The organism is Rhizobium rhizogenes NBRC 13257 (assembly GCF_000696095.1).
Classification (GTDB): Bacteria; Pseudomonadota; Alphaproteobacteria; order Rhizobiales; family Rhizobiaceae; genus Rhizobium; species Rhizobium rhizogenes.
In genome coordinates this window covers 1-24,956 of sequence record NZ_BAYX01000012.1, presented here as the reverse complement: position 1 = coordinate 24,956, position 24,956 = coordinate 1, and the positions used below count along the sequence as shown (strand labels likewise).

General features: G+C 61.5%; 19 protein-coding genes and 2 pseudogenes. All 21 read left to right on the top strand.

Features of this window, described 5'->3' with window-relative positions:
• Positions 1-9: 9 nt before the first annotated feature.
• The 21 genes and pseudogenes from acs (at position 10) to panD (ending at position 24,836) form a co-directional block, all read left to right on the top strand.
• Positions 10-1,968 (top strand): acetate--CoA ligase, encoded by a 1,959-nt coding sequence (acs, locus tag RRH01S_RS24655; RefSeq protein ID WP_042474606.1) that lies wholly within the window; start codon positions 10-12, stop codon positions 1,966-1,968.
• A gap of 23 nt (positions 1,969-1,991) precedes the next feature.
• A complete protein-coding gene (locus tag RRH01S_RS24650) occupies positions 1,992-2,576 on the top strand; it encodes an adenylate kinase (RefSeq protein ID WP_042474603.1) in 585 nt (194 codons plus the stop codon).
• 882 nt (positions 2,577-3,458) lie between these two features.
• Positions 3,459-4,835 (top strand): annotated as a pseudogene (locus RRH01S_RS35305) (methyl-accepting chemotaxis protein); the annotation flags it as partial.
• Between the two features lie 94 nt (positions 4,836-4,929).
• The gene (locus tag RRH01S_RS24640; protein WP_042474600.1) at positions 4,930-5,937 is read left to right on the top strand and encodes a class 1 fructose-bisphosphatase; all 1,008 of its coding nucleotides are present in this window, start codon (positions 4,930-4,932) and stop codon (positions 5,935-5,937) included.
• Entirely contained in the window at positions 5,938-6,978 is a 1,041-nt protein-coding gene (fba, locus tag RRH01S_RS24635; RefSeq protein WP_042474597.1) for a class II fructose-bisphosphate aldolase, read from the top strand. It abuts the gene before it with no gap.
• 15 nt (positions 6,979-6,993) lie between these two features.
• A complete protein-coding gene (gene tpiA / locus RRH01S_RS24630; RefSeq protein WP_042474595.1) occupies positions 6,994-7,746 on the top strand; it encodes a triose-phosphate isomerase in 753 nt (250 codons plus the stop codon).
• A gap of 157 nt (positions 7,747-7,903) precedes the next feature.
• Positions 7,904-8,050, top strand: coding sequence for a LuxR family transcriptional regulator (locus tag RRH01S_RS24625; RefSeq protein ID WP_234711723.1), 147 nt, complete (start codon positions 7,904-7,906; stop codon positions 8,048-8,050).
• Between the two features lie 74 nt (positions 8,051-8,124).
• Positions 8,125-8,534 (top strand): annotated as a pseudogene (locus RRH01S_RS34855) (helix-turn-helix domain-containing protein).
• A 50-nt stretch (positions 8,535-8,584) separates the two neighbouring features.
• Positions 8,585-9,511, top strand: coding sequence for a helix-turn-helix transcriptional regulator (locus RRH01S_RS24615; protein ID WP_042474592.1), 927 nt, complete (start codon positions 8,585-8,587; stop codon positions 9,509-9,511).
• Between the two features lie 293 nt (positions 9,512-9,804).
• The gene (locus RRH01S_RS34505; protein WP_037126275.1) at positions 9,805-9,981 is read left to right on the top strand and encodes a hypothetical protein; all 177 of its coding nucleotides are present in this window, start codon (positions 9,805-9,807) and stop codon (positions 9,979-9,981) included.
• A 176-nt stretch (positions 9,982-10,157) separates the two neighbouring features.
• Positions 10,158-11,186, top strand: coding sequence for a DUF3991 and toprim domain-containing protein (locus RRH01S_RS24605; protein WP_042474589.1), 1,029 nt, complete (start codon positions 10,158-10,160; stop codon positions 11,184-11,186).
• 65 nt (positions 11,187-11,251) lie between these two features.
• Positions 11,252-11,857 (top strand): DUF1419 domain-containing protein, encoded by a 606-nt coding sequence (locus RRH01S_RS24600; RefSeq protein ID WP_042474587.1) that lies wholly within the window; start codon positions 11,252-11,254, stop codon positions 11,855-11,857.
• Between the two features lie 12 nt (positions 11,858-11,869).
• Entirely contained in the window at positions 11,870-12,271 is a 402-nt protein-coding gene (locus RRH01S_RS24595) for a DUF3085 domain-containing protein (protein ID WP_042474585.1), read from the top strand.
• 119 nt (positions 12,272-12,390) lie between these two features.
• Positions 12,391-17,499 (top strand): helicase-like domain-containing protein, encoded by a 5,109-nt coding sequence (locus RRH01S_RS24590; protein WP_042474583.1) that lies wholly within the window; start codon positions 12,391-12,393, stop codon positions 17,497-17,499.
• A gap of 673 nt (positions 17,500-18,172) precedes the next feature.
• The gene (locus RRH01S_RS24585) at positions 18,173-19,927 is read left to right on the top strand and encodes a ParB/RepB/Spo0J family partition protein (protein ID WP_042474581.1); all 1,755 of its coding nucleotides are present in this window, start codon (positions 18,173-18,175) and stop codon (positions 19,925-19,927) included.
• A 96-nt stretch (positions 19,928-20,023) separates the two neighbouring features.
• Positions 20,024-20,500, top strand: a complete 477-nt coding sequence (locus RRH01S_RS24580; protein ID WP_042474579.1) for a UCP036055 family protein — start codon at positions 20,024-20,026, stop codon at positions 20,498-20,500.
• A complete protein-coding gene (locus tag RRH01S_RS24575) occupies positions 20,497-21,390 on the top strand; it encodes a DUF7007 domain-containing protein (RefSeq protein ID WP_042474577.1) in 894 nt (297 codons plus the stop codon). Before RRH01S_RS24580 ends, RRH01S_RS24575 begins: the two co-directional genes overlap by 4 nt.
• Positions 21,387-21,722, top strand: a complete 336-nt coding sequence (locus RRH01S_RS33600; RefSeq protein ID WP_080705454.1) for a hypothetical protein — start codon at positions 21,387-21,389, stop codon at positions 21,720-21,722. Before RRH01S_RS24575 ends, RRH01S_RS33600 begins: the two co-directional genes overlap by 4 nt.
• A 393-nt stretch (positions 21,723-22,115) precedes the next feature.
• Positions 22,116-22,703 carry a hypothetical protein gene (locus tag RRH01S_RS24565; RefSeq protein ID WP_042474572.1) on the top strand — a complete coding sequence of 196 codons (588 nt, stop codon included), beginning with the start codon at positions 22,116-22,118 and terminating at the stop codon, positions 22,701-22,703.
• A 312-nt stretch (positions 22,704-23,015) separates the two neighbouring features.
• On the top strand, positions 23,016-23,942 hold the full coding sequence (locus tag RRH01S_RS24560; RefSeq protein ID WP_042475028.1) for an ArdC family protein: 927 nt from the start codon (positions 23,016-23,018) through the stop codon (positions 23,940-23,942).
• A 441-nt stretch (positions 23,943-24,383) separates the two neighbouring features.
• Entirely contained in the window at positions 24,384-24,836 is a 453-nt protein-coding gene (gene panD, locus RRH01S_RS24555) for an aspartate 1-decarboxylase (RefSeq protein ID WP_015084481.1), read from the top strand.
• Positions 24,837-24,956 lie beyond the last annotated feature (120 nt).

Sequence of the window (24,956 nt, the reverse complement as noted above, 5' to 3'; positions counted from 1 at the left end):
GGAGTTTTAATGTCGGAAAAGATATACCCGGTTACCAAGCCGGTGCAGAGCCATGCGCTGATCGACAAGGCCGAGTACCAGGAATGGTACGAGGAAAGCGTCGGCAGCCCTGAGCAGTTCTGGGGCAAGCACGGCAAGCGTATCGACTGGTTCAAGCCCTACACCAGCGTAAAGGACACCTCGTTTACCGGCGACGTCTCGATCAAATGGTTCGAAGACGGTGAGACCAATGTCGCCTACAACTGCATCGATCGGCACCTGGAGACGAGGGGCGATCAGGTCGCCATCATCTGGGAAGGCGATGATCCCTCTGTCGACAAGAGGATCACCTATAACGAACTTTTCGAGCAAGTCTGCCGCCTCGCCAATGTGTTGAAGAAGCATGGTGTCCAGAAGGGCGACCGCGTCACCATCTACATGCCGATGGTGCCGGAAGCGGCCTATGCGATGCTCGCCTGTGCCCGTATCGGCGCGATCCATTCCGTGGTCTTCGGCGGCTTTTCGCCCGAGGCGCTGGGTGGCCGCATCGTCGATTGTGAATCGACCTTTGTCATCACGTGCGACGGGGGCCTGCGCGGCGGCAAGCCGGTTCCGCTGAAGGCCAATGTCGACAAGGCGATCGATATCGCCGCGCGCGGTCATGTCCTGGTCAAGAACGTCCTGGTGATCCGCCGTACCGGTGCGGAGATCGGCTGGGCGCCGGGCCGCGACCTCTGGCATCACGAGGAAGCAGGCTCTGTTTCGGCGGAATGCCCGCCCGAGCCGATGAAGGCCGAGGATCCGCTTTTCATCCTCTACACCTCCGGTTCGACCGGCAAACCCAAGGGCGTACTCCACACGACCGGCGGCTATCTCGTCTATGCCTCGATGACCCATGAATATGTGTTCGACTACCAGCACGGCGATATTTACTGGTGCACGGCCGATGTCGGCTGGGTCACGGGCCACTCCTATATCGTCTACGGGCCGCTCGCAAACTGCGCGACGACGCTGATGTTCGAGGGAATTCCGACCTTCCCGGATGCCGGCCGTTTCTGGGACGTGATCGACAAGCACAAGGTCAACATCTTTTACACCGCCCCGACGGCCATCCGTTCGCTGATGGGCGCCGGCGATGATTTCGTCAAACGCTCAAGCCGTTCAAGCCTGCGTCTCCTCGGCTCGGTCGGCGAACCGATCAATCCGGAAGCCTGGGAATGGTATTATCACACGGTCGGAGACGGGCGCTGCCCTATCGTCGACACCTGGTGGCAGACGGAAACCGGCGGCATCATGATCACGCCGCTGCCGGGCGCGACCGACCTCAAGCCCGGCTCCGCCACCCGCCCCTTCTTCGGCATCAAGCCGGAGCTCGTGGATGCGGAAGGCAAGCTTATCGAAGGTGCCGCCGACGGCAATCTCTGCATCGCCGACAGCTGGCCGGGTCAGGCGCGTTCGGTCTATGGCGACCACGAGCGCTTCATCCAGACCTACTTCTCCACCTACACGGGCAAGTATTTCACTGGCGACGGCTGTCGCCGTGATGCCGACGGCTACTACTGGATCACCGGCCGCGTTGACGACGTTCTCAACGTCTCCGGTCACCGGCTCGGCACGGCGGAAGTCGAGTCCGCCCTGGTTTCGCATCACCTCGTCTCTGAGGCAGCCGTCGTCGGCTATCCGCACAGTATTAAGGGTCAAGGCATCTATTGCTATGTCACGCTGATGGCGAGCAGCCAAGGGTCCGAAGAGTTGCGCCAGCAGCTGGTCAAGCACGTCCGAGCGGAAATCGGCCCGATTGCTTCGCCGGACAAGATCCAGTTCGCGCCGGGCCTGCCGAAGACTCGCTCAGGAAAGATCATGCGCCGCATCCTGCGCAAGATCGCCGAGGACGATTTCGGCTCGCTGGGCGACACTTCGACGCTTGCCGATCCGGCTGTCGTCGATGATCTGATCGCCAACCGGCAGAACAGGGCCGAGGCAGCGTGAGACCGAAGGAAAGGACTTACCCCATGAGATTGATACTAATGGGCCCGCCCGGCTCCGGCAAAGGGACGCAGGCCAAGCGCATCTGCGAAAAGCTCGGCATCCCGCATCTGTCGACGGGCGACATCCTCCGGGCCGAGGTAAAGGCGGGAACGCCTCTCGGTTCGGCCGTCGCGGCGACGATGGCAGCTGGCGGGCTCGTTTCCGATGACACCGTCTCGGCGATCGTTGCAAACAGGATTGCCAGTCCGGAAGCAGAGCGCGGATTCGTGCTCGATGGGTTTCCGCGCACGATCTCGCAGGCTGCCGCGTTGGATCAGTCGCTCGGTGAGCATTCCTTGACGGCCGTCATCGAGCTCGTTGTCCCGGAGGAAGAACTCTACGACCGTATCTGCCGAAGAGCGACGGAGTCTGCCGGCGCGCGACGCGCCGATGACAATGCCGCGACATTGGAACTGCGCCTTAAGGCGTATCGGGCCGAGACCCTTTCGGTCAGCGAGTTCTACAAGGATCGGTCGCCGTACTTTCAGGTTGATGGTCTTGCAGCCGTCGATGACGTGACCGCCCGGATTCTGGAGGTTCTGGATTCAACCGCAGCGGAATATTCCTGAAACATTAGCAATTCGAGATCGATTTTACTCAATATTCATTCACTCAGAATAATTATTATTGGACCTCGTTATCTTGGGTGGAGAATCATGGGCATTCATTTTGACTTCCTTCTGCTGCGCGGTCCGATACGGACTAAGATTTTTTGCCTTCTGGCGCCGATACTCATCGGCATCGCCGGGCTCAGCCTCGTCAACTATCTTTCGGGCAACATGCTGAATACCCAGCTTGCCAGCAGCTCGAGCGGGATGGTCACGCTGTCGGCGATCAAGCAGGCTCAGGACGGGATGAACTCCTTCCTGCTCGAGGCGACGGAAGCAAAGCGCGATGCGCTGAAGGCACTGCTCGCCGACCAGAGCGCCAAGATATCGACGAGCTTGTCGTTCGCTCAAGAACAGGATGAACGACAGAGCCTGCTTGCCGCAGGGACGATTGCTGAAGAGGTGTCAAAGACAATCGACGGCCTCTGGGAAATGCACAGCGACGAAAGGAAACTTCGGGAGGGGATTTCCAGCGATCTCTCAACCTTGTCGGATGTGCAGTCCAAACTGCAAACCTATTTGAACATCCCCGCTGACCAAGCGGCAGCACAAGCGGCGACCGCGGAAACGCTGAACAAGATCAACTCCATGAACTATGAACTTCGGATCGCCTCCTCCGATTTTCTAGGTGGAATGAATGAAGACACCCTCAAGAAGGTAAAAGGTCGCCTCAAAGGGCTGGGCTTCTATCTCGGTAAGGTGAAGGAACAGCACGCGGCCAACGGTCCCATCCATGAATTGTCCGATAAGGCCGTTGCGGTGATTGCTCAGGCGCAGGAGGCATTCGATCAGCTCCTCGTCAAAGTCGGGGCTCGTGACGCGGCATTCCAGGCGGCGAGCGCCAGGATGAACGACTCTTGGAACAAGATCCTCGAGTTCGCTCAAGTCCAGCGTGATCATGCCTCCGTCGCACAGGATCAGGCGCAACATATATCCGTCGTGACGACCGTGCTTGCCCTGCTCTTTGGTTGCATCGCTGCTTTCCTGCTGCTGCGAACCATCAAGTCTCCAATCGAAGCGCTGACTGCATCGATGAAGGCGGTTGCGTCCGGCAAACTCGACGAAAAGATCGGCAGCGTCGAAAAGCGCGACGAGATCGGCGAAATGGCAAGAGCGTTGGACGTATTCCGCAACAACGCGGTCGAAAAGATCCGCATCGAAAGTGAGGCGGAACAGTCGCGGTCGCTCGCACGGCAACAACGCCAGGAAGACGATCTGCGCAAGACCCGCGATGCGGCTGCCATCAGCAGCGCCGTCGAGGCGGTTGCGTCCGGCTTGCACAAACTCGCGAGCGGAGACCTGACGGTGACCATCGCTCTTCCTCTCGACGGAGAACTCGACCAGCTTCGACAGGACTTCAACGGTTCGATGTTGCACCTGCAGGCGACGATGCGTCAGATCCGCGAGAATGTCGAAATGATCCAGGGCAACGGCAACCAGATGGCCGAGGCGGCTGAGGATCTTGCCAAACGTACCGAACAGCAGGCTGCTTCGCTCGAAGAAACGGCCGCCGCCATCGACGAGATTACCGTCACGGTTCGCTCGTCGGCGGAGCGTGCCAAGGATGCCGACCAGATCGTTCGCCAGGCCAAGCGCAGCGCCGACGACTCGGCCATCGTCGTCAACAATGCGATCGACGCCATGGGACGTATCGAAGAAGCCTCCCGCCAGATCGAGCAGATCACCGGCGTCATTGACGAGATCGCCTTCCAGACCAATCTGCTGGCGCTCAATGCCGGCGTCGAGGCAGCCCGTGCCGGCGATGCCGGCAAGGGCTTCGCTGTCGTTGCCCAGGAGGTGCGCGAACTAGCGCAACGCTCCGCCAAGGCAGCCAAGGAGATCAAGGTCCTCATCAACAAGTCGACGACCGAGGTCAACACCGGCTCTCATCTGGTTCAGGAAACCGGCGCGGTTCTTGCGAAGATCAGCACCCAGATTGTCACGATCAGCCACCACGTCGAGACGATCGCCCGCGGCAGCCACGACCAGTCGAGTGCGCTGCAGGGGGTCAACGCGACCGTCAACCAGATGGACCAGATGACACAGCACAATGCGGCGATGGTCGAGGAGACGACGGCCGCAAGCCGCGAACTCGCCTCCCAGGCCGACAGCCTGCTGGGGCTGGTTCAGCAGTTCAAGATCGAAGGAAATGCACGAGAATTGGGCTTCTCAAGCGCAGAGGAACTGTCGCACCAACCGGCCAGCCAAAGCGCGGCTTGAGGTTGCAACCGAATTGCACATGGCGGGACAGGAACAGCGTTTGAAGCGGAGTAGCGAAATCGGATCCCTCGGGATTCACATGACAGGTTGAAACATGACGATCACACCAGACACCGAACTTGGCGCTTATCTGCTCCAGAGGAAAGTCGATCCTGCCTTGGCAAGCTTGGTTGAAAGCATCGCAGCGTCCGCAACCGTAGTTGCCGACCATCTGAAGGAAGCAGCCTTTCAGAACCATATTGGCAGCGCCGGGACGACGAATATCCAGGGTGAAGATCAGAAGCTCCTCGACGTCCTGGCCGATCGAGTGTTTCGCGAGACATGCGGAGAGGCGACGTCGCTCGCTGCCTATGTTTCGGAGGAGGCGGAGGAAGTCACGTGGTTGAAAGCCCCTGCCGCTGGCGACCTCATTCTTTACGTCGATCCATTGGACGGCTCATCGAACCTTGAGGTGAACCTTTCCGTCGGCTCGATCTTTGCCGTGAGCCAGGTCCAGGCAGACGGTGACACCAATGTTCTGCGCAAAGGCCGGGATTATCTCTGCGCCGGCTATGCCATCTATGGGCCGTCCACGCTCTTCGTGATCACATTCGGCCTCGGCGTGGTCGGTCTCACGCTGGATCCATCCGATGGGCAATTCAAACTAACCAATGCTCAGATGCGCGTGCCAACGGAAACGAACGAGTTTGCCGTGAACTCCTCGCGTCAACGTTTTTGGGACGAACCGATCCGCCGCTATGTCGACGAATGCCTTGCGGGATCGGCTGGGCCACGCGGCCAAGACTTCAACATGCGATGGACGGCCTCCATGGTCGCCGACGTCCATCGCATTCTCACGCGTGGAGGGGTGTTTCTCTATCCGGCGGACGAATCCAATCGTCGCGCCGGCGGCAAGCTGCGCCTGATGTACGAAGCCAATCCCATGGCGTTCCTCATCGAGGCGGCCGGCGGTGCAGCATCCACCGGAACCGAAGACATCCTTCGCATCCAACCACAGGCTCATCATCAGCGCGTGTCGGTCTTGCTCGGGTCGAGCAACGAAATCGAACGCCTGGTGCAACTTCACCAAATCCATCCCTCGCAAGAGAAGATCGGCTCTTAAATGGCTCTCATCACCCTTCGTCAATTGCTCGACCATGCCGCCGAGAATGGCTACGCCATCCCGGCTTTCAACGTGAACAACATGGAACAGATGCTTGCCATCATGAAGGCTGCGGCCCGCACCGACAGCCCGGTGATCATGCAGGCAAGCCGCGGCGCTCGTGCTTTCGCAGGCGACGCGACGCTGTCGCATCTGATCCGCGCCGCAATCGAGATGTATCCGCACATCCCAGTGTGCATGCATCAGGACCACGGGAATTCGGCGTCGACCTGTATGTCGGCTATTCTTGCAGGTTTCTCCTCCGTGATGATGGATGGATCCCTCTCGGAAGATGGCCGCACGCCTCTCAGCTTCGATGACAACGTCGCCGTCACCTCCAAGGTGTCGGAAATGGCGCACCTCGTCGGCGTGTCGGTCGAAGGCGAGATCGGCCATCTCGGCTCGTTGGAAAGCGGACGCGGCGAAGCGGAGGACGGACATGGCTTTGACGGCGAGCTCAGCCGCGACATGCTGCTGACGGATCCCGAAGAGGCCGCCGAATTCGTACGCTTGACAAACGTGGATGCTCTCGCCATCGCCATCGGCACGTCGCACGGCGCTTACAAATTCTCCCGCAAACCGGACGGTGACATCCTTTCCATCAAGCGCCTGAAGGAGATCCACGTCCGTCTGCCCGATACCCATCTCGTCATGCATGGGTCGTCGTCGGTGCCGGCGGAACTCCAGGAACTGATCAACGCGCATGGTGGCGACGTGAAACCAACCTATGGCGTTCCGGTCGAAGAAATCCAGGAAGGCATCCGACACGGCGTTCGGAAGGTGAATGTCGACACGGACCTCAGATTGGCGTTTACGGGAGCGATCCGCCGCGTCTTTGCCCTTCATCCTGGCGAGTTCGATCCCCGCAAATACCTCGCCCCAGGCATCGAGGCGATGGCAGCGGTCTGTAGCGACCGATACGAGCAGTTCGGCGCCGCCGGACATGCCTCCGGCATCAAACCCCTGCCGCTCGCCGAGATGGCGAAGCGCTATAGCCACTAATTTGGGGGTAAGACCTTGAGCAACTCTCCCCGCCGGCTCATCGTCGGCAACTGGAAAATGAACGGACTTACGGCCGATCTCTCCGAGATCGAAGAGGTCGCATGGAACATCGGTGAACTGAGTGCAGACGTGGCTATATGTCCTCCGGCAACGCTTCTGCAATCCGCCGTGAGGATAACCGCCGGAAGCCGGATTCTTCTCGGCGCCCAGGATTGCAGCGCTCAGGAAGGTGGCGCTTACACCGGCGACATATCCGCCCGCATGATCGCCGACTGCCGCGCCCGCATCGTCATACTAGGTCATTCCGAGCGGCGGCAGTATCAGTGCGAGACGGATGCGATCGTCAGGCGCAAGGCCGAGATCGCGCTCAGCGCCGGCTTGATCCCCGTGATTTGCGTGGGCGAGACGGAAGCGGAGCATCTCCGCCAGGAGACCCTCGCCGTCCTAAAAAGCCAGCTGCAGGATTGCCTGCCCGCCGCGTTAAACGAAACCGCCTTGGTCATCGCCTATGAGCCGGTCTGGTCGATCGGGACCGGACGCGTGCCGGACCAAGGCGAAATCCTTGCCGCTCATACCTGCATCCGATCCAGTCTGATCGATGCCTATGGATCGGTCGGTGCTCAGCTGCGGATCCTCTACGGTGGATCAGTCAAGCCTGAGAATTCGGCCGAGATTCTTGCTCTTGAAAACGTCGACGGTGTTCTGGTCGGCGGCGCAAGCCTGCGCGCCGCGAGCTTTCTTCGGATCTGCGAGGCGACCGGGACATAGGCCACCCGCCCGTCTGTTGCAGAAGCCCGAGACAAACCAATAGGGCGGATCGTTCGCCCTATTGCTCGAGGATGAAATAAACACCAACGAAAGCAGGTTGGTCATGGAACATTGGATGCTTTCGCCCATCGAAAAGACCTGCCTTCGATGGGTGTCGATGGGAAAGACTGTTGATGAAATCGCCCTGCTCCAGGGCAGGAGCGTCATCGAAATTGAAGGATTTCTCGAGCAAGCGCTTGTCGCACTCGAGGCAAGCACGATGCAGGAGGCTCTCGAAAAGGCAAGCCTTTCGAAGCCCGACTGACGTTGGCCGCAGGATGGCGATCAGCAAACCCACGATCCTTCAACGACAGGTATGGCGATGAATTGACCAATCATGTGAAAAATCAGAATGCGACCAAAACACCGAGCCCGATCGATGTCGAGGTCGGGGCAAGGATCCGCACAAGGCCAAGCTTGCCGAGGCTTTGGGCGTGACGTTCCAGCAGGTCCAGAAATACGAAAAGGGCATGAACCGCGTCGGCGGGAGCCGGTTGCCCAACGTCGCGAATGTGCCGGGCGTGCCGGCGTCGTCCTTCTTCAATTCCGAGACCCGAGACGGACAAGCTAAAAGGCTGAGAGGTTCCACCGCGGAAACAGGACTGGGCGCCTTCCTCCAATCCGACGAAGGCAGGGATCTCAAGGGCGCATTCGCCAGGATTGCGGAACCTGCGGTTCGCCGGCAGGTCATATCCCTCGTCAAGGCAATGGCTGCGACGGCAGTGAACGGTCCCCGGGGGGACGTATAGGTTCGGGTCGATCCTGTTTCGCCGCGAGCTTGAAGATTTGGAGAGTTCTATTGCATCATACTGCACTCCAACACGGTGACATGGTGCAAGCCGGCCCGGCGGGTCCGCTGGACCGCGACCACGTGTGTTCCGCAGGAGATACACACTACATCCTCGGCCGTTTCAGCGCCTGGAAGGGAAAGTGCCGTTCAGCCCTGAAACTTGGCTTCGATGACGCGCCCGATGCATTCGTTCTTTACCTGCCCTCCTCGAGTGCATCGGAGATGCGTTCCGGTTCGCCGCGTTTCCTGTCCACCCGAGCAACAGGTTTTCTGGAAGATCTTGCGCACTTCGACGAGCTGACTCCTCATGAACATTCCAGCTATATCGGCTTGTCCTTCGAAAAGGCGGCAATGGTCCAGCAAGTGAGTGAACTGCTGGATGGTCCCGTCACGACGGATCTCGAATTCGATCGTATTGTCGATCTGACTTCCGAGAAAGGATTGCGGTTGGCGGCGCTCGGCCATCTTGTCTGGAGTTGCCTCAATCTTTCAGAAGCAGATCGACTGTCACCGGCTGCCATCGAGCGGCTGTTTCAGGCGACGATGATCGCACTTTTGGAGGTCGCTCCTAACAGCTACATGCCGCGACTGGAACAGTCGGTCTCGCCCGCTGTCCCATGGCATGTGAAACGCGCCATCGACTACCTGCATGCAAACCTGGCCCAATCCATCACGGTCGCCCTGATCGCAGCCGAGACCGGTACGAGCGTCAGGGCATTGCAGGGGGCCTTCCAACGGTTCAAAGGCACCACGCCTTTGGGCTATCTCAGAGCGATTCGCCTCGAAGCTGCCCGTAGAGCTCTCATCGGCGATCGTGGCTCCCGATCGATTGCTGACGTTGCACGCAATGCAGGGTTCACCCACATGGGGCGGTTCGCGGCGGCCTATTATCAAGCTTTCGGCGAAACGCCTTCGGAAACGGTCCGGATGCGCTGAGTTTCCGGTCGAGCGGTAGCGAAGGCGGAAACGATCGTAGGTGCTGGGGCGGCGGGAAACTGCTGCAGATTCGATAGGCGTGCGTGGATCCTTTATCTCCAGCGGAAGCAGCCCAATCCCGCTCTTTTGTGATGGCGTCCTAGCCCGGCGCCGGATCTTCCACGATCAACCCGTAAAGGGTCCACTAGCAAGCTGCGGCCGCTTCGGCTTCGCCTCGCGGTGATCGCGCCCGCCGTCGGGCCTTTTGAGGAGCCATCGAGCGGGATTGGCCCGCTCCCGAAGGAGCCTCTCACATGTCGCACGATCTTTCCCTCGCTCAGTCCCACGCCTTCCAGCTCTCCCGCGACCTGATGGTCCCGGTCACCCTTTTCTCGGTCGATGGCGAGTACGGCGTGCTTCCTTCCGACGAGATCGACGCTGACGACGATCTCGAGATCGTCCACGAGTTCTTCCCTTGGCCGGCTCATTGAGCCGCTTTGCCGTTCGGGTTGCCGCTCGCGAGCGGCAGGCCGCAAGGGAGGCTGCGCCGCGGGCGGTTATTGCATGATCCGACAATTGTCAGCCGCGCCCTTGCCGCCTTTGCTCTTCGCGGCTGGTGGAAGCGCGCCCGCGAAATGACGGGCAAGGAAGGCAAAGAGGAAAAAGCATGAACAGAAAGGATATAGAGGCGCTGCGCGACCAGGTGAGTTGTGCCGCCGTTCTTGAGCATGCGGGCTTCGCCATCGATGCGAAGGAGAGTACCCGTCGGGCGGTCAAGTTTCGCCGAGGGAGCGAGATCATCATCGTCACCCATGAGGGGCGCGGATGGTTCGACCCGTTGAGTGATGCAAAAGGCGATGTGTTCGGACTTGTCGAGCATCTCGATCATGTCGGCTTTCTCGAAGGCGCCGGGAGGGTCGCCGACCTCGTCGGTTTCGCGATCACCGAGCCGGAATGGCTGCCTTCGAGGCACGATCAAGGATTCGATCTCGCTCTACCTGAGCGTTGGCAAGGACGTCGTCGTCCGTGGCCCGGCTCGTCGACATGGGCTTATCTCTACGGGGACCGTTTCCTGCCGGTCCCTTTGCTCCGCGCCGCGATCAGGCAGGACCGCCTTCGGGAGGGTCCATGTTGCAGCATGTGGGCGGCGCATACGGACCATGCCGGGATTGTCACCGGCTGGGAGGCGCGAGGGCCTGAGTATCGGGGCTTTGCCTCCGGAGGAACGAAGGTTCTCTTCCGTCTCGGGCCGGAGACAGCGTTGCGCCTGGCCGTCACTGAAGCTGCGATCGACGCCATGAGCCTTGCCGCCATCGAGGGGCCGCGGGACGGGACGCTGTATCTCAGCACGGGCGGCGGATGGTCGCCGTCAACGGAGGGGGCGTTGCGGCAGTTGGCCTCGCGGCCCGATGCTCTCCTCGTCGCCGCGACAGACGCCAATCCCCAAGGAGAGATGTTTGCCGAGCGGTTGCGGGCGCTCGCTCACGAAACCGGCTGCGACTGGTCGAGGCTCCGCCCGCCCGAGGAGGACTGGAACGAGACCCTGAAGATCAGGGAGAAAGAAAAACGGGAAAGAAAGGAAGGCGGCGTGCCGCATTCGCACCGCCCGCGTCAAGGGAAGCTTCGCCCGGCGGAGCCGGCCCTTGACCCGGCCGGCCGCGATGCCGGCGGCCCGGAAGGTGTCATGAAGGACTGAAGAGGATGGCAAGGTCGGAAGGACAGTGCTGCGCTTCGGTCCGAAACCATCCGAAGGAGCCGCAGATGAATCCCTCTCCCACAATCCGCAAGGTTTTCCAGGGCGTGGCCTCACGCCAGCAAATGTTCCGCATGTTTGACCGGCACGCCCAGCGTCCGAACCGTTGGGAGGGTGACGCCTCGCCGCTCTATGCCGGCGAATGGTTTGAGATCGGCGAGGGCGAGCATGACTATATGTTCGAGATCCTGCCACCGCTCTGGATCCGCGGCGCGATGTTTGCAATGCGCGAGTTTCTGACTGGTTCGGTGACATCAGTGTTCTTCGCCTTGCCGATCGATGGCGCCATTCGACATTTTCATGGCTATTGCGACCTCTCCGACGGGCAAGCGGCCGAGCGCATGCGCGTGGCAATCATCGAGCGTGAGAGCCGGCCCGTGCGCGCCATGACGCGCGAGGAACGCCTGGAACACATCTGGAGCATCGCGGCGGACGACTATCGTGGCTTTGCCGGCGATAGCTGGGAGGAAGCCGCGCGCGGTAAGCGCACAATCGTGCTCTTCGGCAGCAAGATGGGCCGCACGGTAAAACTGCTGGACGATCTGACCGACGACGAGGTCACAGGCAAGCTGCCGGTGCAGCTGCGCCACCTCCCCTCGCCAATCGCCGCGTGAAGGAGGTACACCATGCTTTCCTTCCCGCTCACATCCGTCCGCCAGGTCATCGCCCGCGGTCGTGCCGACGCGGAAGCCCATGGCGGCTTTCGCAATCCCTATTACGGCCTGCGCCCTGGCAAGGACGAAAAGCCGGGCCTCTGGCTCGTCGGCGACCATGGGGTCTACCTTCTCTCGAACGGCAAATTGCCAGATGGTACCAAGCCTTTGGTCGTCTATGCCGAGGAATGCGATCCCCGCACCAATGATGACTGGTTCGACGTCAAACGCCGAACCTTCGGCGGCGACGACGGCGTCGATTTCATCGATGCGGAACAGCTGGAAGCCATGATGACGGCTGCTCCGGAGGCGACGCACCTTCGTATCGTATTTCGTCAAGACTCGATGCAGCTCAGCCTGATCGCGAAGTCTTAAGGCAATTCGCGACCAGTCCGGCCCGTTTGGCCACCAAACCCAAACCCCCTGAGTGTCCTTCAGTCCCGCAAGTAGCTCCCGCGGGGTGATGACGCTCGCCATTTCCCGAGGAAAATTTCATGAGCAACAATCCCTTCACTCTCGACGTGTTCGGCAGCAGCGCGCTCTCGTCCGGCCTCGGCCTTGGTGTCACAGCGTTCGGCGTCTTCGATACGGTCGCCGCCAATGACGACGACCCCGAACCGCCGCCGCCCTCTCCCGCGCCGGCCTTGCCGGTCGCGACGATAGAACATCCGGTGCCCCGGCGGCAGGGCAACCGGTGCAACTTCTACCTCGACGATGCGGATCGAGGCTTGGCCGCATCCTGGAAGGATCGCGCCCGCGTCAATGTTGCGGCGATCCTGATCGCGAGCAACATCGAGAAGCAGGATCGACCAGCCACTCCGAAGGAGCAGGCGCAACTCGTCCGCTTCACCGGCTTCGGCGCGAGCGAACTGGCGAACGGGATGTTCCGCCGTCCTGGCGAGCTCGATTTCCGGAAGGGCTGGAGTGAGCTCGGCGGCTCGCTCGAAAGTGCTGTTTCAGATGCTGACTACACCTCACTCGCCCGCTGCACGCAATATGCCCATTTCACGCCGGAGTTCATCATCCGGGCAATCTGGTCGGGCTTGCAGCGCATGGGCTGGCGTGGCGGCCGCGTGCTCGAGCCCGGTGTCGGTACGGGCCTGTTTCCAGCTCTCATGCCGGCGGCGCTTCGCGACAGGACCTTCCTCACCGGCGTCGAACTCGATCCCGTCACCGCCCGCATCGTCAAGCTGCTTCAGCCGAAGGCGCGGATCATCAACGGCGACTTTGTGCGAACCGATCTGGCGCCGATCTATGATCTCGCGATCGGCAATCCACCCTTCTCCGATCGGATTGTTCGCTCTGACCGGACTTATCGCTCGCTCGGGCTTCGGCTGCACGACTATTTCATCGCCCGTTCGATCGACCTGCTGAAACCCGGCGCGCTCGCCGCCTTTGTCACCAGTTCCGGGACGATGGACAAGGCGGACCCGACGGCGCGCGAGCACATCGCCAAGACCGCCGACCTGATCGCGGCGATCCGATTGCCGGAGGGTAGCTTCCGCCAGGACGCCGGCACGGATGTCGTGGTCGACCTTCTCTTCTTTCGCAAGCGCAAGGTCGGTGAACCGACAAGCGATCTGGCCTGGCTCGATCTCGAGGAGCTGCGGCCCGAAAGCGAGGACGAGGGCGCAATTCGCATCAACCGCTGGTTCGCACGGCATCCCGGTTTCGTTCTCGGTGATCATGCTCTCACGTCCGGACCCTTTGGCGAAACCTACACCTGCCGGCCGCGCGCCGAGGAAGACCTGCAGGCGGCTCTGCTGCAGGCCATCCGGCTCCTTCCCGAAGGCCGCTATGACGGCGAGGCAACCGCGATCGACATCGACCTCGAGGATGAGCTCGGCGAGATCATCGATCTTCGGCCCGAAAACCGACAGATCAGGGAAGGAAGCTTCTTCATCGACATCAAGCGCGGTCTCATGCAGATGGTCGGCGGATCTCCGCAGGCGGTGAACGTACGAAAAGGGCGATCAGGGGAAGGCCTATCCGAAAAGCACGTCGGCATCATCAAGAAGCTGATTCTGATCCGCGATGCGGTGCGCGAGGTGCTGAAGGCCCAGGAACAGGATCGGCCATGGCGGGATCTGCAGGTTCGCTTGCGCATCGCCTGGTCGAGCTTCGTACGCGATTTCGGTCCGATCAACCACACCACGGTCTCGATCCGCGAGGATGAGGAATCCGGCGAGATGCGCGAAACGCACCGCCGTCCGAACCTGCAGCCGTTCCTCGACGATCCCGATTGCTGGTTGGTCGCTTCGATCGAGGATTACGACCTCGACACCGATACGGCGAAACCGGGTCCGATTTTTTCCGAGCGTGTGATCTCGCCCCCTGCCCCGCCGGAAATCACCAGCGCCGCGGACGCGCTGGCCGTCGTGCTTAACGAACGCGGTCGCGTCGACATCGAGCATATCGCCGAGCTGCTGCACAGAAATGCCGATGCGGTCGTCGACGAACTCGGCGACGCGATCTTCCGGGATCCCGCGGACGGCTCCTGGCAGACCTCCGATGCCTATCTCTCCGGGCCGGTTCGTACCAAGCTGGCTGTGGCCGTAGCTGCCGCCGAGCTCGATCCCGTCTTCGGGCGGAATGTTCGCGCGCTTCAGGCGGTGCAGCCCGCCGATCTTCGTCCCTCCGACATCACCGCGCGCCTCGGTGCGCCGTGGATACCGGCGAGCGACGTCGTCGCGTTCGTGAAGGAGATGATGGGCGCCGAGATCAGGATCCACCACATGCCGGAGCTCGGGAGCTGGACCGTGGAGGCCCTGCAGCTTGGGCTTACTGCGGCCGGCACATCGGAATGGGGCACCAGCCGCCGTGATGCGGGTGAGTTGCTGGCCGATGCGCTGAACAGCCGGGTTCCGCAGATCTTCGACATCTTCAAGGATGTGGGTGGCGAGCGGCGTGTTCTGAACGTCGTCGATACCGAGGCCGCGCGCGACAAGCTGCAGAAGATCAGGCAAGCCTTCCAGAACTGGGTCTGGACAGATCCGGATCGCATCGACCGCTTGGCGCGGGTCTACAACGACCGCTTCAACAATATCGCGCCTCGCAAATTCGACGGCTCTCATCTGAAACTTCCCGGCACCTCAGGCGCCTTTGCTCCTTATGGGCACCAGAAACGCGGCATCTGGCGGATCATCTCCTCCGGCTCGACCTATCTTGCGCACGCCGTCGGCGCCGGCAAGACGATGACGATGGTGGCTGCGATCATGGAGCAGCGCCGCCTGGGGCTTATCGCCAAGGCGATGCTCGTGGTCCCCGGCCATTGCCTGGCACAGGCTGCCCGCGAGTTTCTCGCGCTCTATCCAAACGCCCGCATTCTCGTTGCCGACGAGACGAATTTTACGAAGGACAAGCGCGCCCGCTTCCTGTCACGCGCGGCGACGGCCACCTGGGACGCGATCATCATCACGCATTCGGCGTTCAGATTCATCGCCGTGCCGTCTGCCTTCGAACAACAGATGATCCACGATGAGCTGGAACTCTACGAGGATCTGTTGACAAAGGTGGACAGCGAGGACCGCGTCTCGCGCAAGCGCCTCGAGCGGCTGAAGGAAGGCTTGCAGGAACGTCTGGAAGGGCTTGCGACCCGCAAGGATGATCTGCTCACCATCGCCGAAATCGGTGTCGATCAGATCATCGTCGATGAGGCGCAGGAATTCCGCAAGCTTTCCTTCCCCACAAACATGAGCACTTTGAAGGGTATCGACCCGAACGGCTCGCAGCGCGCCTGGGACCTCTATGTAAAGTCTCGCTACATCGAGACCAAAAACCCCGGCCGGGCGCTCGTGCTCGCCTCGGGCACGCCGATCACCAACACGCTCGGCGAGATGTTCTCGATCCAGCGCCTGCTCGGCCATGCAGCGCTGCTCGAGCGCGGGCTGCACGAGTTCGATGCCTGGGCGTCCTGCTTCGGTGATACGACGACCGAGCTGGAGATCCAACCGTCCGGTAAATACAAGCCGGTCAGCCGCTTCGCGAGTTTTGTCAATGTCCCGGAACTGATCGCCATGTTCCGAGCCTTTGCTGATGTCGTCATGCCTGCGGATCTCCGCGAGTACGTCAAGGTGCCGGATATCTCCACGGGTCGACGGCAGATCCTCACAGCAAAGCCGACGCCTGCCTTCAAGGCCTATCAGCAGATCCTCGATGCCCGCATCAAGGCGATCGAGATGCGCGAGGGGCCGGCGCAGCCCGGCGACGATATCCTGCTCTCGGTCATCACCGACGGCCGCCATGCGGCGATCGATCTCCGCCTCGTCATACCGGCAAACGACAACGAGGAGGCCAATAAGCTCAACCTTCTCGTCCGCAATGCCTTCCGGATCTGGAAGGAGACGAGCGACGATACCTACGTCCGGCCGGACGAAAAACCCTACGAGCTGCCGGGTGCCGCGCAGATGACTTTTAGCGATCTCGGAACCATCAACGTCGAGAAAACTCGCGGCTTTTCGGCCTACCGCTGGATCCGTGACGAGCTCGTGCGGCTCGGTGTTCCCTCGTCCGAAATCGCCTTCATGCAGGACTACAAGAAGACCGAGGCTAAGCAGCGGCTCTTCGCCGACGTGCGGGCTGGCCGGGTTCGGTTCCTGATCGGATCGTCGGATACGATGGGAACCGGCGTCAACGCGCAGCTCCGGCTCAAGGCGCTACACCATCTCGATGTGCCGTGGCTGCCGTCCCAGATCGAACAGCGCGAGGGTCGCATCGTCCGGCAGGGCAACCAGCATGATGTCGTCGACATTTTCGCTTATGCCACTGAGGGCAGTCTCGACGCTTCCATGTGGCAGAACAACGAGCGAAAGGCCCGCTTCATAGCCGCCGCGCTGAGCGGAGATACCTCGATCCGCCGGCTCGAAGACCTCGGTGACGGGCAGGCCAACCAGTTCGCGATGGCCAAGGCGATCGCTTCCGGCGACGAGCGGCTGATGCAGAAGGCTGGCCTTGAGGCCGATATCGCGCGACTGGAAAGGCTGCGCGCCGCGCATGATGATGACCAGTACGCGGTGCGACGGCAGATGCGCGATGCCGAGCGTGACATCGAGGTGTCGACCCGGCGCATCGGCGAGATCGGCCAGGATATCGGTCTGCTTGTGCCCACGGCGGGCGACGCCTTTGCGATAAAGGTCCTCGGCAAAGACTACGATGAGCGTAAGGAGGCCGGTCGCGCGCTGATGAAGGAAATCCTCACGCTCCTCCAGCTCCAGCAAGAGGGCGAGGTACACCTCGCATCCATTGGCGGCTTCGATCTCGCCTACGACGGCGAGCGCTTCGGAAAGGGTGACGGGTATCGCTACGCCACCACGCTCCAGCGCACTGGTGCCGCCTACGAGATCGATCTTGCGGTCACCGTCACCCCGCTCGGCGCGATTTCGCGACTCGAGCACGCGCTCGACGGTTTCGAAGAGGAGCGGGAGCGCTATCGCCATCGTCTGGATGAAGCGCACCGGCGGCTTGCCTCCTATCGTTCCCGCGAAGGCGGCACCTTCGCCTTCGCCGACGAACTTGCGGAAAAGCGCCGACAGCTTCGCGACGTCGACGATGCTCTTGCAACCGCGTCCGCTCAGAACGACGACGCCCCGGCGGAGGCTGCTTGATCTGGATCAGCGGTTTTAATGCAACGCAGCATTTGCATAGCTGCGTTGCACAATATTTGCTTTCCTTCCGATCGAAATTTGAGCATAGTGCTCACAGCTGATGCACATGGCGGATTTCCTCCCAGTGCCGCCGCAGCAGCTGTTCCCCTCTGGAGGTTTAAATTACCTTCACATCTAAAGGGCCCGAGTTTTCTCGTGGCCCTCTTTTTTTGTCCTGATTTCCGCTTGTCGATGCGACAGCCATAACGTTCGCGTCGCCGGCGCCCTCACCGCGCTCAGGAAATCAGCTCGACACGCTCAATCGTTTGAATCAACCGCGCTCTCGCATCCTCCGGGTGATTCAGGACAATCACGACGTCGGAGAGGCTTGGATCCTCCAAAAAGTGTGAGCGGCAGCGTCCCGAAGGATGGAGGACCAATAGAAGGAGGAGGGAAAAGAAACCGGTCGCAGACCGGTCCGACCGTCGCCGCTCGCGCTCAACCGCCGCCTCCGCATCCCGGCCCCTCGACCTGCGCAGGGCTGTCAGCCCCGCTTGTCCTTCGTAGCAGGGACGCTCGGCCGCAGTTGCGCCGGCCCGCCCGCCCTGCGGTCCGGGAGGTGTCTTCGAAAGAAATGAAGACAGGAAGGACCGGCAAGAGAGCCGCGTCCCGCATCCCGGAGAAGGAAAATCCCATGCACATCATGAAGGTCGATCCGCGCTCGTTGAAGGACAACCCGGACAACACCCGCCAGTCCAAATCCACTCCCCAAGCCGATGCCCTGTTGCTCGCCACGATCAAAGCCGTCGGCATCATCCAGCCGCCTGTCATCTTTCCGGAGGTCGGTGGCGGGAACAGCTACGTCATTGAGGCTGGCCATCGGCGCACCCGCATGGCGATCGCCGCAGGCCTCGAAGAGATCGAGGTTCTCGTCGTCGAAGCCGCTAACGACAATGGCGCCATGCGGTCGATGGTCGAGAACATTGCCAGGGAGCCGCTCAACCCCGTCGACCAGTGGCGCGGCATCGAACGCCTGATCGCGCTCGACTGGACCGAGGAAGCAATTGCAGTCGCGCTTGCCCTGCCCGTCCGGCAGATTCGCAAGTTGCGGCTGCTCGCCAACGTCTTGCCGGCCATGCTCGACCAGATGGCGCTTGGCGACATGCCGAACGAGCAGCAGCTTCGAACGATCGCGGCGGCACACCTCGATGAGCAGAAGGAAGTCTGGAAGGCGCACAAGCCGAAGAAGGGCCAGCCTGTCACATGGTTCCAGATCGCCAACGCGCTGAGTAAAACCCGCATGTATGCAAAGGATGCGAGCTTCGGCGACGATCTCAGGGAGGCCTACGGCATCGAATGGATCGAGGATCTGTTTGCCCCCGCCAATGATGACAGCCGCTATACCACCAACGTCGAAGCCTATCTCGGCGCCCAGCAGGAATGGATGACGAACAATCTGCCCAAGAAGGGCGTGATCGCCGAGGTTACGCAATGGGGCGAGGCGAAGCTGCCGCAGAAGGCAACCCGCGTCTATGGCAAGCCAAGCAAGGGCGACCACACCGCCATGTACCTCGATCGGAACGGCAAGGTTCAGACCGTGCACTACCGGATGCCGGAGGAAAAGAAGACCGGGGGCAAGGGAGCGCTCGTTGGAGGTGGCGCCACCGCCGGCGACGATGTGACCGACGCGCCGAAGCAGCGACCTGATGTCACGCAAAAGGGCCACGACATGATTGGAGACCTCAGGACCGACGCGCTGCACGAGGCGCTCGCCCGCGCCCCGATCGAGGACGATACGCTGACGGCGCTCCTCGTGCTCGCTTTTGCCGGCCTGAATGTCCGGGTCGACTCCGGTGCAAACGACACCGTCTTCGGTCCGAAGCGGTTTGCGCGCCACGCGGTTCGGCTGCTCGACGGCGATGGCAAGCTGTCCTTCGACATCGACACGTTGCGGATTGCCGCCCGCACCATGCTGATCGATGTGCTCTCTTGCCGCCGCGGCATGTCGAACAGCGGTATCGTCTCGCGCATTGCCGGCGAGGCCATCGGTGCGGATGGATATCTCCCGAACATGGGCACGGAGGACTTCCTGCTTTGCCTGTCGCGGCAGGCACTTGAGGCGTCGTGCAAGGATACCGTGGTTCTGCCGCGCCCAAAGGTCCGCGAGACCCGCGCCGCGCTCGTCGAGCACTTCAAGGACGGGCATTTCGTCTATCCGGCAGCTCTGTTCGCTCCCGATCCGAAGGAACTTACCGGACTGCTCAAGCAAGGTGAGATCGTCGAAGAGGAGGACACCGTCACCTCCGACGAAGCGACGGAAGGTCTTGTAGACGAGCTTGCGGGCGGCAGGGTTGCCGGCGATGCGGCCGATCTCGACGTTGCCGATCCGCAGGTCGGTGACGACGCCGCCGACGAGGACGAAGCCGCCTACGGGATTGCGGCCGAATAGCCACCTTCCCTTTCTCATCTGATCGACACCCCGCCGCCGGCCATCACCAGCGGCGGTCTCGTTTCCATCAACAGAAGAATTTCAAGGAGATATCTGATGTCTGCGTCCCTGATCTATGACCTCGCTCCGATCGGCTCCATCGTCGCCTGGTCCGACGGCAACCCTCGCCCGCCCGAGCGTTTCAAGAAGAAGCTGGCTGCCTGGCAGACCCGAAACAGCAGCGGCCGCCTGATCCGCAAGGAAGGTCCGCGCCAATCCGGCAACTACGCCTCGCCGGGGTATTTCACGCTGCATGAGGCGGATTTTGGCGGCAGGAATACCGTCGTCATGCGCATTCACCGAACCTTCGGTCTCGATTCCGATCTGACCTTCAAGGTTCTGGAGCGCCCCGCGCTCGGTTCTATCCGCCTCTTCGACCGCGCTGGTGCGAATGCGGACCTCGTCCATCTCGCCGACAATCGCGAAGCGGCCGTGGCCTGGCTGAAACAACACGGATATCCGAACGCTGTCCTCGGGGAGGTGACCGCCGACGAGGTTGCGGCTGCTCATGTCGAAGGGAGGGTTGCCGCATGAGCACGCCCGATCTTCAATACGACATGGTTCCGACCGCCGACGACGCGGCGGTGGAATTCGGCGTTAGCGCGGCAGGCTTTCCGGTCGCCCGGATCGCCGATATCCTCCTGGCAATGGTGCCGGCGCGTGATGGCGTCAGCTTCCTCGCCAGCGCCTGGCGGATCATCCGTCCACTTTCAGAGCTGACGCGGGAGGATTTCCACGGTCACGAAGGCCGCCTCAACGATGAGGCAGCGTTTCGCACTCGTGTGTTCGAGACCGCGCGGCACAAGCGAGAACTTTCCGATCTCGGTCGGATCCAGACCCGCGTGGCGGCGAACACACCATGGGGTCCGTCGCAGCTCGCGACCATCTATGCCGAGGGCATTGTCTCCCATATGACCGCCTGCCATGGCGGGTTTCATCTGTCGGCTGGGCGCAATGTCCGCGTCCTTCCGGTGCTGCGAAAATCCTCGCCCTGGTACGAGGAGGACGCCGAATGGGCCATCGTCGCTCATAGCTTCCCGGACCTGTTCACGGCCTATGAGCGCAAATGTGCCGAGGAGACGATCCGCAACAGCTGGCCATCCGTGTGGGAGGCGATCCACGGCCGCGAACTGGCGCCCGGCCAATCCTGGACAAAGGACCGGGAAGCTTTTGAGGCGAAGCATGCCGGCGACTGGATCGTGATCTCCGCGATCTTTTCCAGCCACCATGCCGACATGACGGAGGTGGTTGCCACGCGCGGCGGCATTCGGGACCACCGTGCCGACGAACGCCGTTTTCTCGTTCCGAGCAGCGAATACGCAAACCGCGGACCGTTTGGCTTCGTCATCGAGGAGCGGCGTCACGCTGTTTATGACGGTCCTTCGGACTTCATCGGCTGGCGGCAGCGGAGGACCGGAGCATGAACCCAGTCAGTCCGTGGGTGCTCCTTTCACGCATGGAGGCAGCGCGGCGCGAAACGTGCCATCACCTCGATCTCGTCCATCGGCAGATCGCCGCGCGCGCCGAGCGCCTGGTCGTCACCGAAAAGGCAAAAGCCAGGAACCGCACGCACAAGCGCTCCGGCTCGCGATGGACCCGGTCCGACGAGGTGCTGTTTCTGGATCACGTCGATCGGCTGACCTTCGGGCGTCGGGGCGAAATCGAGGCGCTCGCCCGGAAGCTGGAGCGTCAGGATCGCGCCATCACCACCATGCGGCTGAAGCAAGGCGAAGTTGCTTGGCGACAGGCTGCATGAGAGGCGGTCGCCGGCGGCGTATTGGCGGAGTGCACATCCCGCGTGTCCGGCGAGGGTCTTTGCGAGGATGGCCATCGGTTTCGGCATTCGGTTTCGGGGTGCAAGTTCCAACCACGTGCCGGCCTGCCCTTCGTGTTCGTTGCGGTCTGAACCGGCGGTCGGTCGTTTCAAGGCCGCTGTCGCGCCGCGGAGCGGCCAGGACAGCCTCACTTCGCAAAGCGATCCCGCGCCCTGCGCAGGGTGTCCCCGCTTGGCCGCAAGCCCGCTCCGCTCGCTCAGCCGTCCAGGACCTGTGAAAGCGCCCGTCTCTCGCCGGTTCCTTTTGACCGCACCGAAGGGCAGACCGGCACGGGCCGGGGCCGCTTCGGACGAAACCGAAGAAAGGAAACCGACATGACCAAGCCCGCGACCTCCAACCGCTCTTCCTCTCGCATCGTGCAGCTCCGCAAGGGCGCGACCCTCGAAATGGTCCGCCTCACCTGCCCCGATAGCGCGCAAGCCCTCAAGATCGCTGAGAGCTTCGGGACCGCCGTGGTCGACAGCGACGGGATCCGCGATGAGCATGAGCGGATGGTCACTGCGAGTTCGGCAAGCCTCGCCGAAGGTCTCGGTGAGAAAGCGATGCAGATCCATCTCCAACGCATCGTAGGCGCCTTCGTTGGATCAGCGCATGGCGCCGGTCAGTTCTACTCCCGCGCGGTATCGGAGGCCCGCGACGCCACAGCCAAGGCATCGAACGATGCCCGGGACGAGGATCTCGACGGCCCGGTCGGATATGACAGCGCCGCTCAGCGCAAGCGTGAGTTCGCAGCCGATATGGGCGTTCAGGCCCATGCGCTTCGGATGGCAGCCGAGGGCGCCGTCGCGGCCTACGAGCACGTGGTCGGTGAAACCTGGAAGCCGTTTGATCGCCCGGTCGACAATCCCGGCGCTTCACTTGACCGCAAAGCGGCCGATGCGCAAATGGCGGCGCTCGGCTGAAGCCATCAAGCGGGGCATCGGCCCCGCCCTCCTCTTTTATTCCGGATTGCGTCAGCCGGCTCCACTCAGGGGCCGGCCTTTATGCATGTCCATGCCTGAGTCTACGGAAAGGCGGGGAAAGGAGTTGAGGAGATGGCCGATCGCGGCCCGTCCCTGTCGCCGGTCCTGCAGGAGCCGGCCTGTCGCCGCAACGGCTTCGCCGTCCTCCACGCTGTTCCGGCCGTTCCGGTGCCCTCCAGGCCATTGCGCTCCTGCCTTCGGACCTCCGCGACGGGCCGCGATCGGCGCGGCCCCGGAAAAGGAGGTTTGGACATGAGCAGGAAAGCCGAAGGCGAGCGAGCCGACATCTATACAAGGATTACCGACCGGATCGTCGCCGATCTGGAGAAAGGGGTTCGTCCCTGGATGAAGCCTTGGAATGCCGCGAACACCGAAGGTCGGATTACCCGGCCGCTAAGGCACAATGGTCTGCCCTATTCGGGCATGAACGTGCTCCTCCTATGGTCGGAGGGGATGGCGAGAGGGTTTACCTCTCCGATGTGGATGACCTTCAAGCAGGCGCTGGAGCTCGGCGCCGCGGTTCGCAAGGGCGAAACCGGCTCGACCGTCGTATTCGCCAGCCGCTTCACCAAGGCGGAGACCGACCGCAACGGCAACGATGTCGACCGGGAAATTCCCTTTCTCAAGGCATATTCCGTTTTCAACGTTGGCCAGATCGACGGATTACCTGACCACTACTACCATCGTCCGACGCCAGCCCTCGATCCGGTTGAGCGGATCGAGATTGCCGATCGCTTCTTCCGCAACACAGGGGCGGTCATCCGGCATGGCGGATCACAGGCATATTACTCCCCGGCGACCGACCACATCCAGATGCCGCCGTTCGAGACCTTTCGCGATGCGCCTTCCTATGTGGCGACCCTCAGTCATGAGAGCGTGCATTGGGTCGGCGCCCCGCTTCGGCTGAACAGGGATCTCAGCCGTTATCACAAGGATCGATCCGAACGCGCCCGCGAAGAGCTGATCGCCGAGCTCGGTAGCTGCTTCTTGTGTGCCGATCTCGGCATCGCTCCGGAGCTGGAGCCGCGACCGGATCACGCCTCGTACCTTCAGTCCTGGCTCACCGTTCTCTCAAACGACAAGCGCGCCATCTTCCAGGCGGCAGCGCATGCGCAGCGCGCTGTCAGCTATCTTCACGATCTGCAGGGCGCGACGGAAAGCGCAAGCAGGGCAGCTTGAACGCGCCAGGGGTTCAGCGACGGCCGTCGTCACCGGCGATGGCCGTCGGCGCTTGGTGTTTTGGCGCGGTTCGCGGATACTCAGTCTGTCTGAGGTCCAGCTTGCCCCATATTGCTGTTCTCGTCGCATCGGATTTGGGTTTGCGGGACGGTTTCCTCTCGACGATGAACGGCTTTGTCTGCTGGCGCATAAATCCTCCTGGGTGACAAATCGCGCCCGAACGGCGTGCAGCAAACGCAACTGGCTCCCATTCCAACGTTTCATACCCACGGTTTCGAGGGCATGGCGTCCAGCGCCAATGGCGACAAAGGGAATTTCCACCCTCCCCGCCTGCTCAGGTTGTTTGCAGGGAGCAAAGTTCGCCGCGTGGGTTGTTGCGGTATGCTGCATCGCACAAATATAGGTAACATCGCGAATTTATCGACTGGAGAGGGGCAGGCCGTGGAAAAGTACGTGGGCGCGAAGCTACATGGCATTCGAGTGACCGACGCGAAACTGAACTACCACGGCTCGATCACGATCGATGCGGACTTCTGCCGGGAGGTCGGTCTGAAACCGCTGGAATATGTGGAGATCTGGAACAAGATGTCCGGAGCGAGGATCAGCACTTACGTGCTCTATGGTGATCCCGGCTCCAAGTGCTGCATTCTCAACGGTGCGGCAGCTCGCACGTGCCAGCAAGGCGATGAGATTATCATCGCATCCAGCGTCTTTTGCGAAGTCGATGACATCATCAAGCTCAAGCCACGCGTGCTGGTCTTGGGAGAAAACAACGAAATAGTCGACAGGATCACCTACGAGGTCTTTCGCCGCGCGGACAACTCTTTGGATATGGCAGTGACCTCCGAGCTTTCCGATAATAGCTATGGATTTCCTGCCTCCATTTCCGGATAGCACTGACACAATCGGCCAGCGTCCCTGGCCGTTTATCGATATGGATTGGTGCCGCACCGCTTTCGACCATTGCTGTTGGTCCTCGATAGGAACCATTGCCACGTCCTTTTCCGGTTGTTA

Bases quoted from the DNA above. Each gene is read 5' to 3' on its own strand.
- acs (WP_042474606.1), top strand. From the start codon at position 10: ATGTCGGAAAAGATATACCCGGTTACCAAGCCGGTGCAGAGCCATGCG.
- RRH01S_RS24650 (WP_042474603.1), top strand. From the start codon at position 1,992: ATGAGATTGATACTAATGGGCCCGCCCGGCTCCGGCAAAGGGACGCAG.
- RRH01S_RS24640 (WP_042474600.1), top strand. From the start codon at position 4,930: ATGACGATCACACCAGACACCGAACTTGGCGCTTATCTGCTCCAGAGG.
- fba (WP_042474597.1), top strand. From the start codon at position 5,938: ATGGCTCTCATCACCCTTCGTCAATTGCTCGACCATGCCGCCGAGAAT.
- RRH01S_RS24625 (WP_234711723.1), top strand. From the start codon at position 7,904: ATGGGAAAGACTGTTGATGAAATCGCCCTGCTCCAGGGCAGGAGCGTC.
- RRH01S_RS34505 (WP_037126275.1), top strand. From the start codon at position 9,805: ATGTCGCACGATCTTTCCCTCGCTCAGTCCCACGCCTTCCAGCTCTCC.
- RRH01S_RS24605 (WP_042474589.1), top strand. From the start codon at position 10,158: ATGAACAGAAAGGATATAGAGGCGCTGCGCGACCAGGTGAGTTGTGCC.
- RRH01S_RS24600 (WP_042474587.1), top strand. From the start codon at position 11,252: ATGAATCCCTCTCCCACAATCCGCAAGGTTTTCCAGGGCGTGGCCTCA.
- RRH01S_RS24595 (WP_042474585.1), top strand. From the start codon at position 11,870: ATGCTTTCCTTCCCGCTCACATCCGTCCGCCAGGTCATCGCCCGCGGT.
- RRH01S_RS24590 (WP_042474583.1), top strand. From the start codon at position 12,391: ATGAGCAACAATCCCTTCACTCTCGACGTGTTCGGCAGCAGCGCGCTC.
- RRH01S_RS24585 (WP_042474581.1), top strand. From the start codon at position 18,173: ATGCACATCATGAAGGTCGATCCGCGCTCGTTGAAGGACAACCCGGAC.
- RRH01S_RS24580 (WP_042474579.1), top strand. From the start codon at position 20,024: ATGTCTGCGTCCCTGATCTATGACCTCGCTCCGATCGGCTCCATCGTC.
- RRH01S_RS24575 (WP_042474577.1), top strand. From the start codon at position 20,497: ATGAGCACGCCCGATCTTCAATACGACATGGTTCCGACCGCCGACGAC.
- RRH01S_RS33600 (WP_080705454.1), top strand. From the start codon at position 21,387: ATGAACCCAGTCAGTCCGTGGGTGCTCCTTTCACGCATGGAGGCAGCG.
- RRH01S_RS24565 (WP_042474572.1), top strand. From the start codon at position 22,116: ATGACCAAGCCCGCGACCTCCAACCGCTCTTCCTCTCGCATCGTGCAG.
- RRH01S_RS24560 (WP_042475028.1), top strand. From the start codon at position 23,016: ATGAGCAGGAAAGCCGAAGGCGAGCGAGCCGACATCTATACAAGGATT.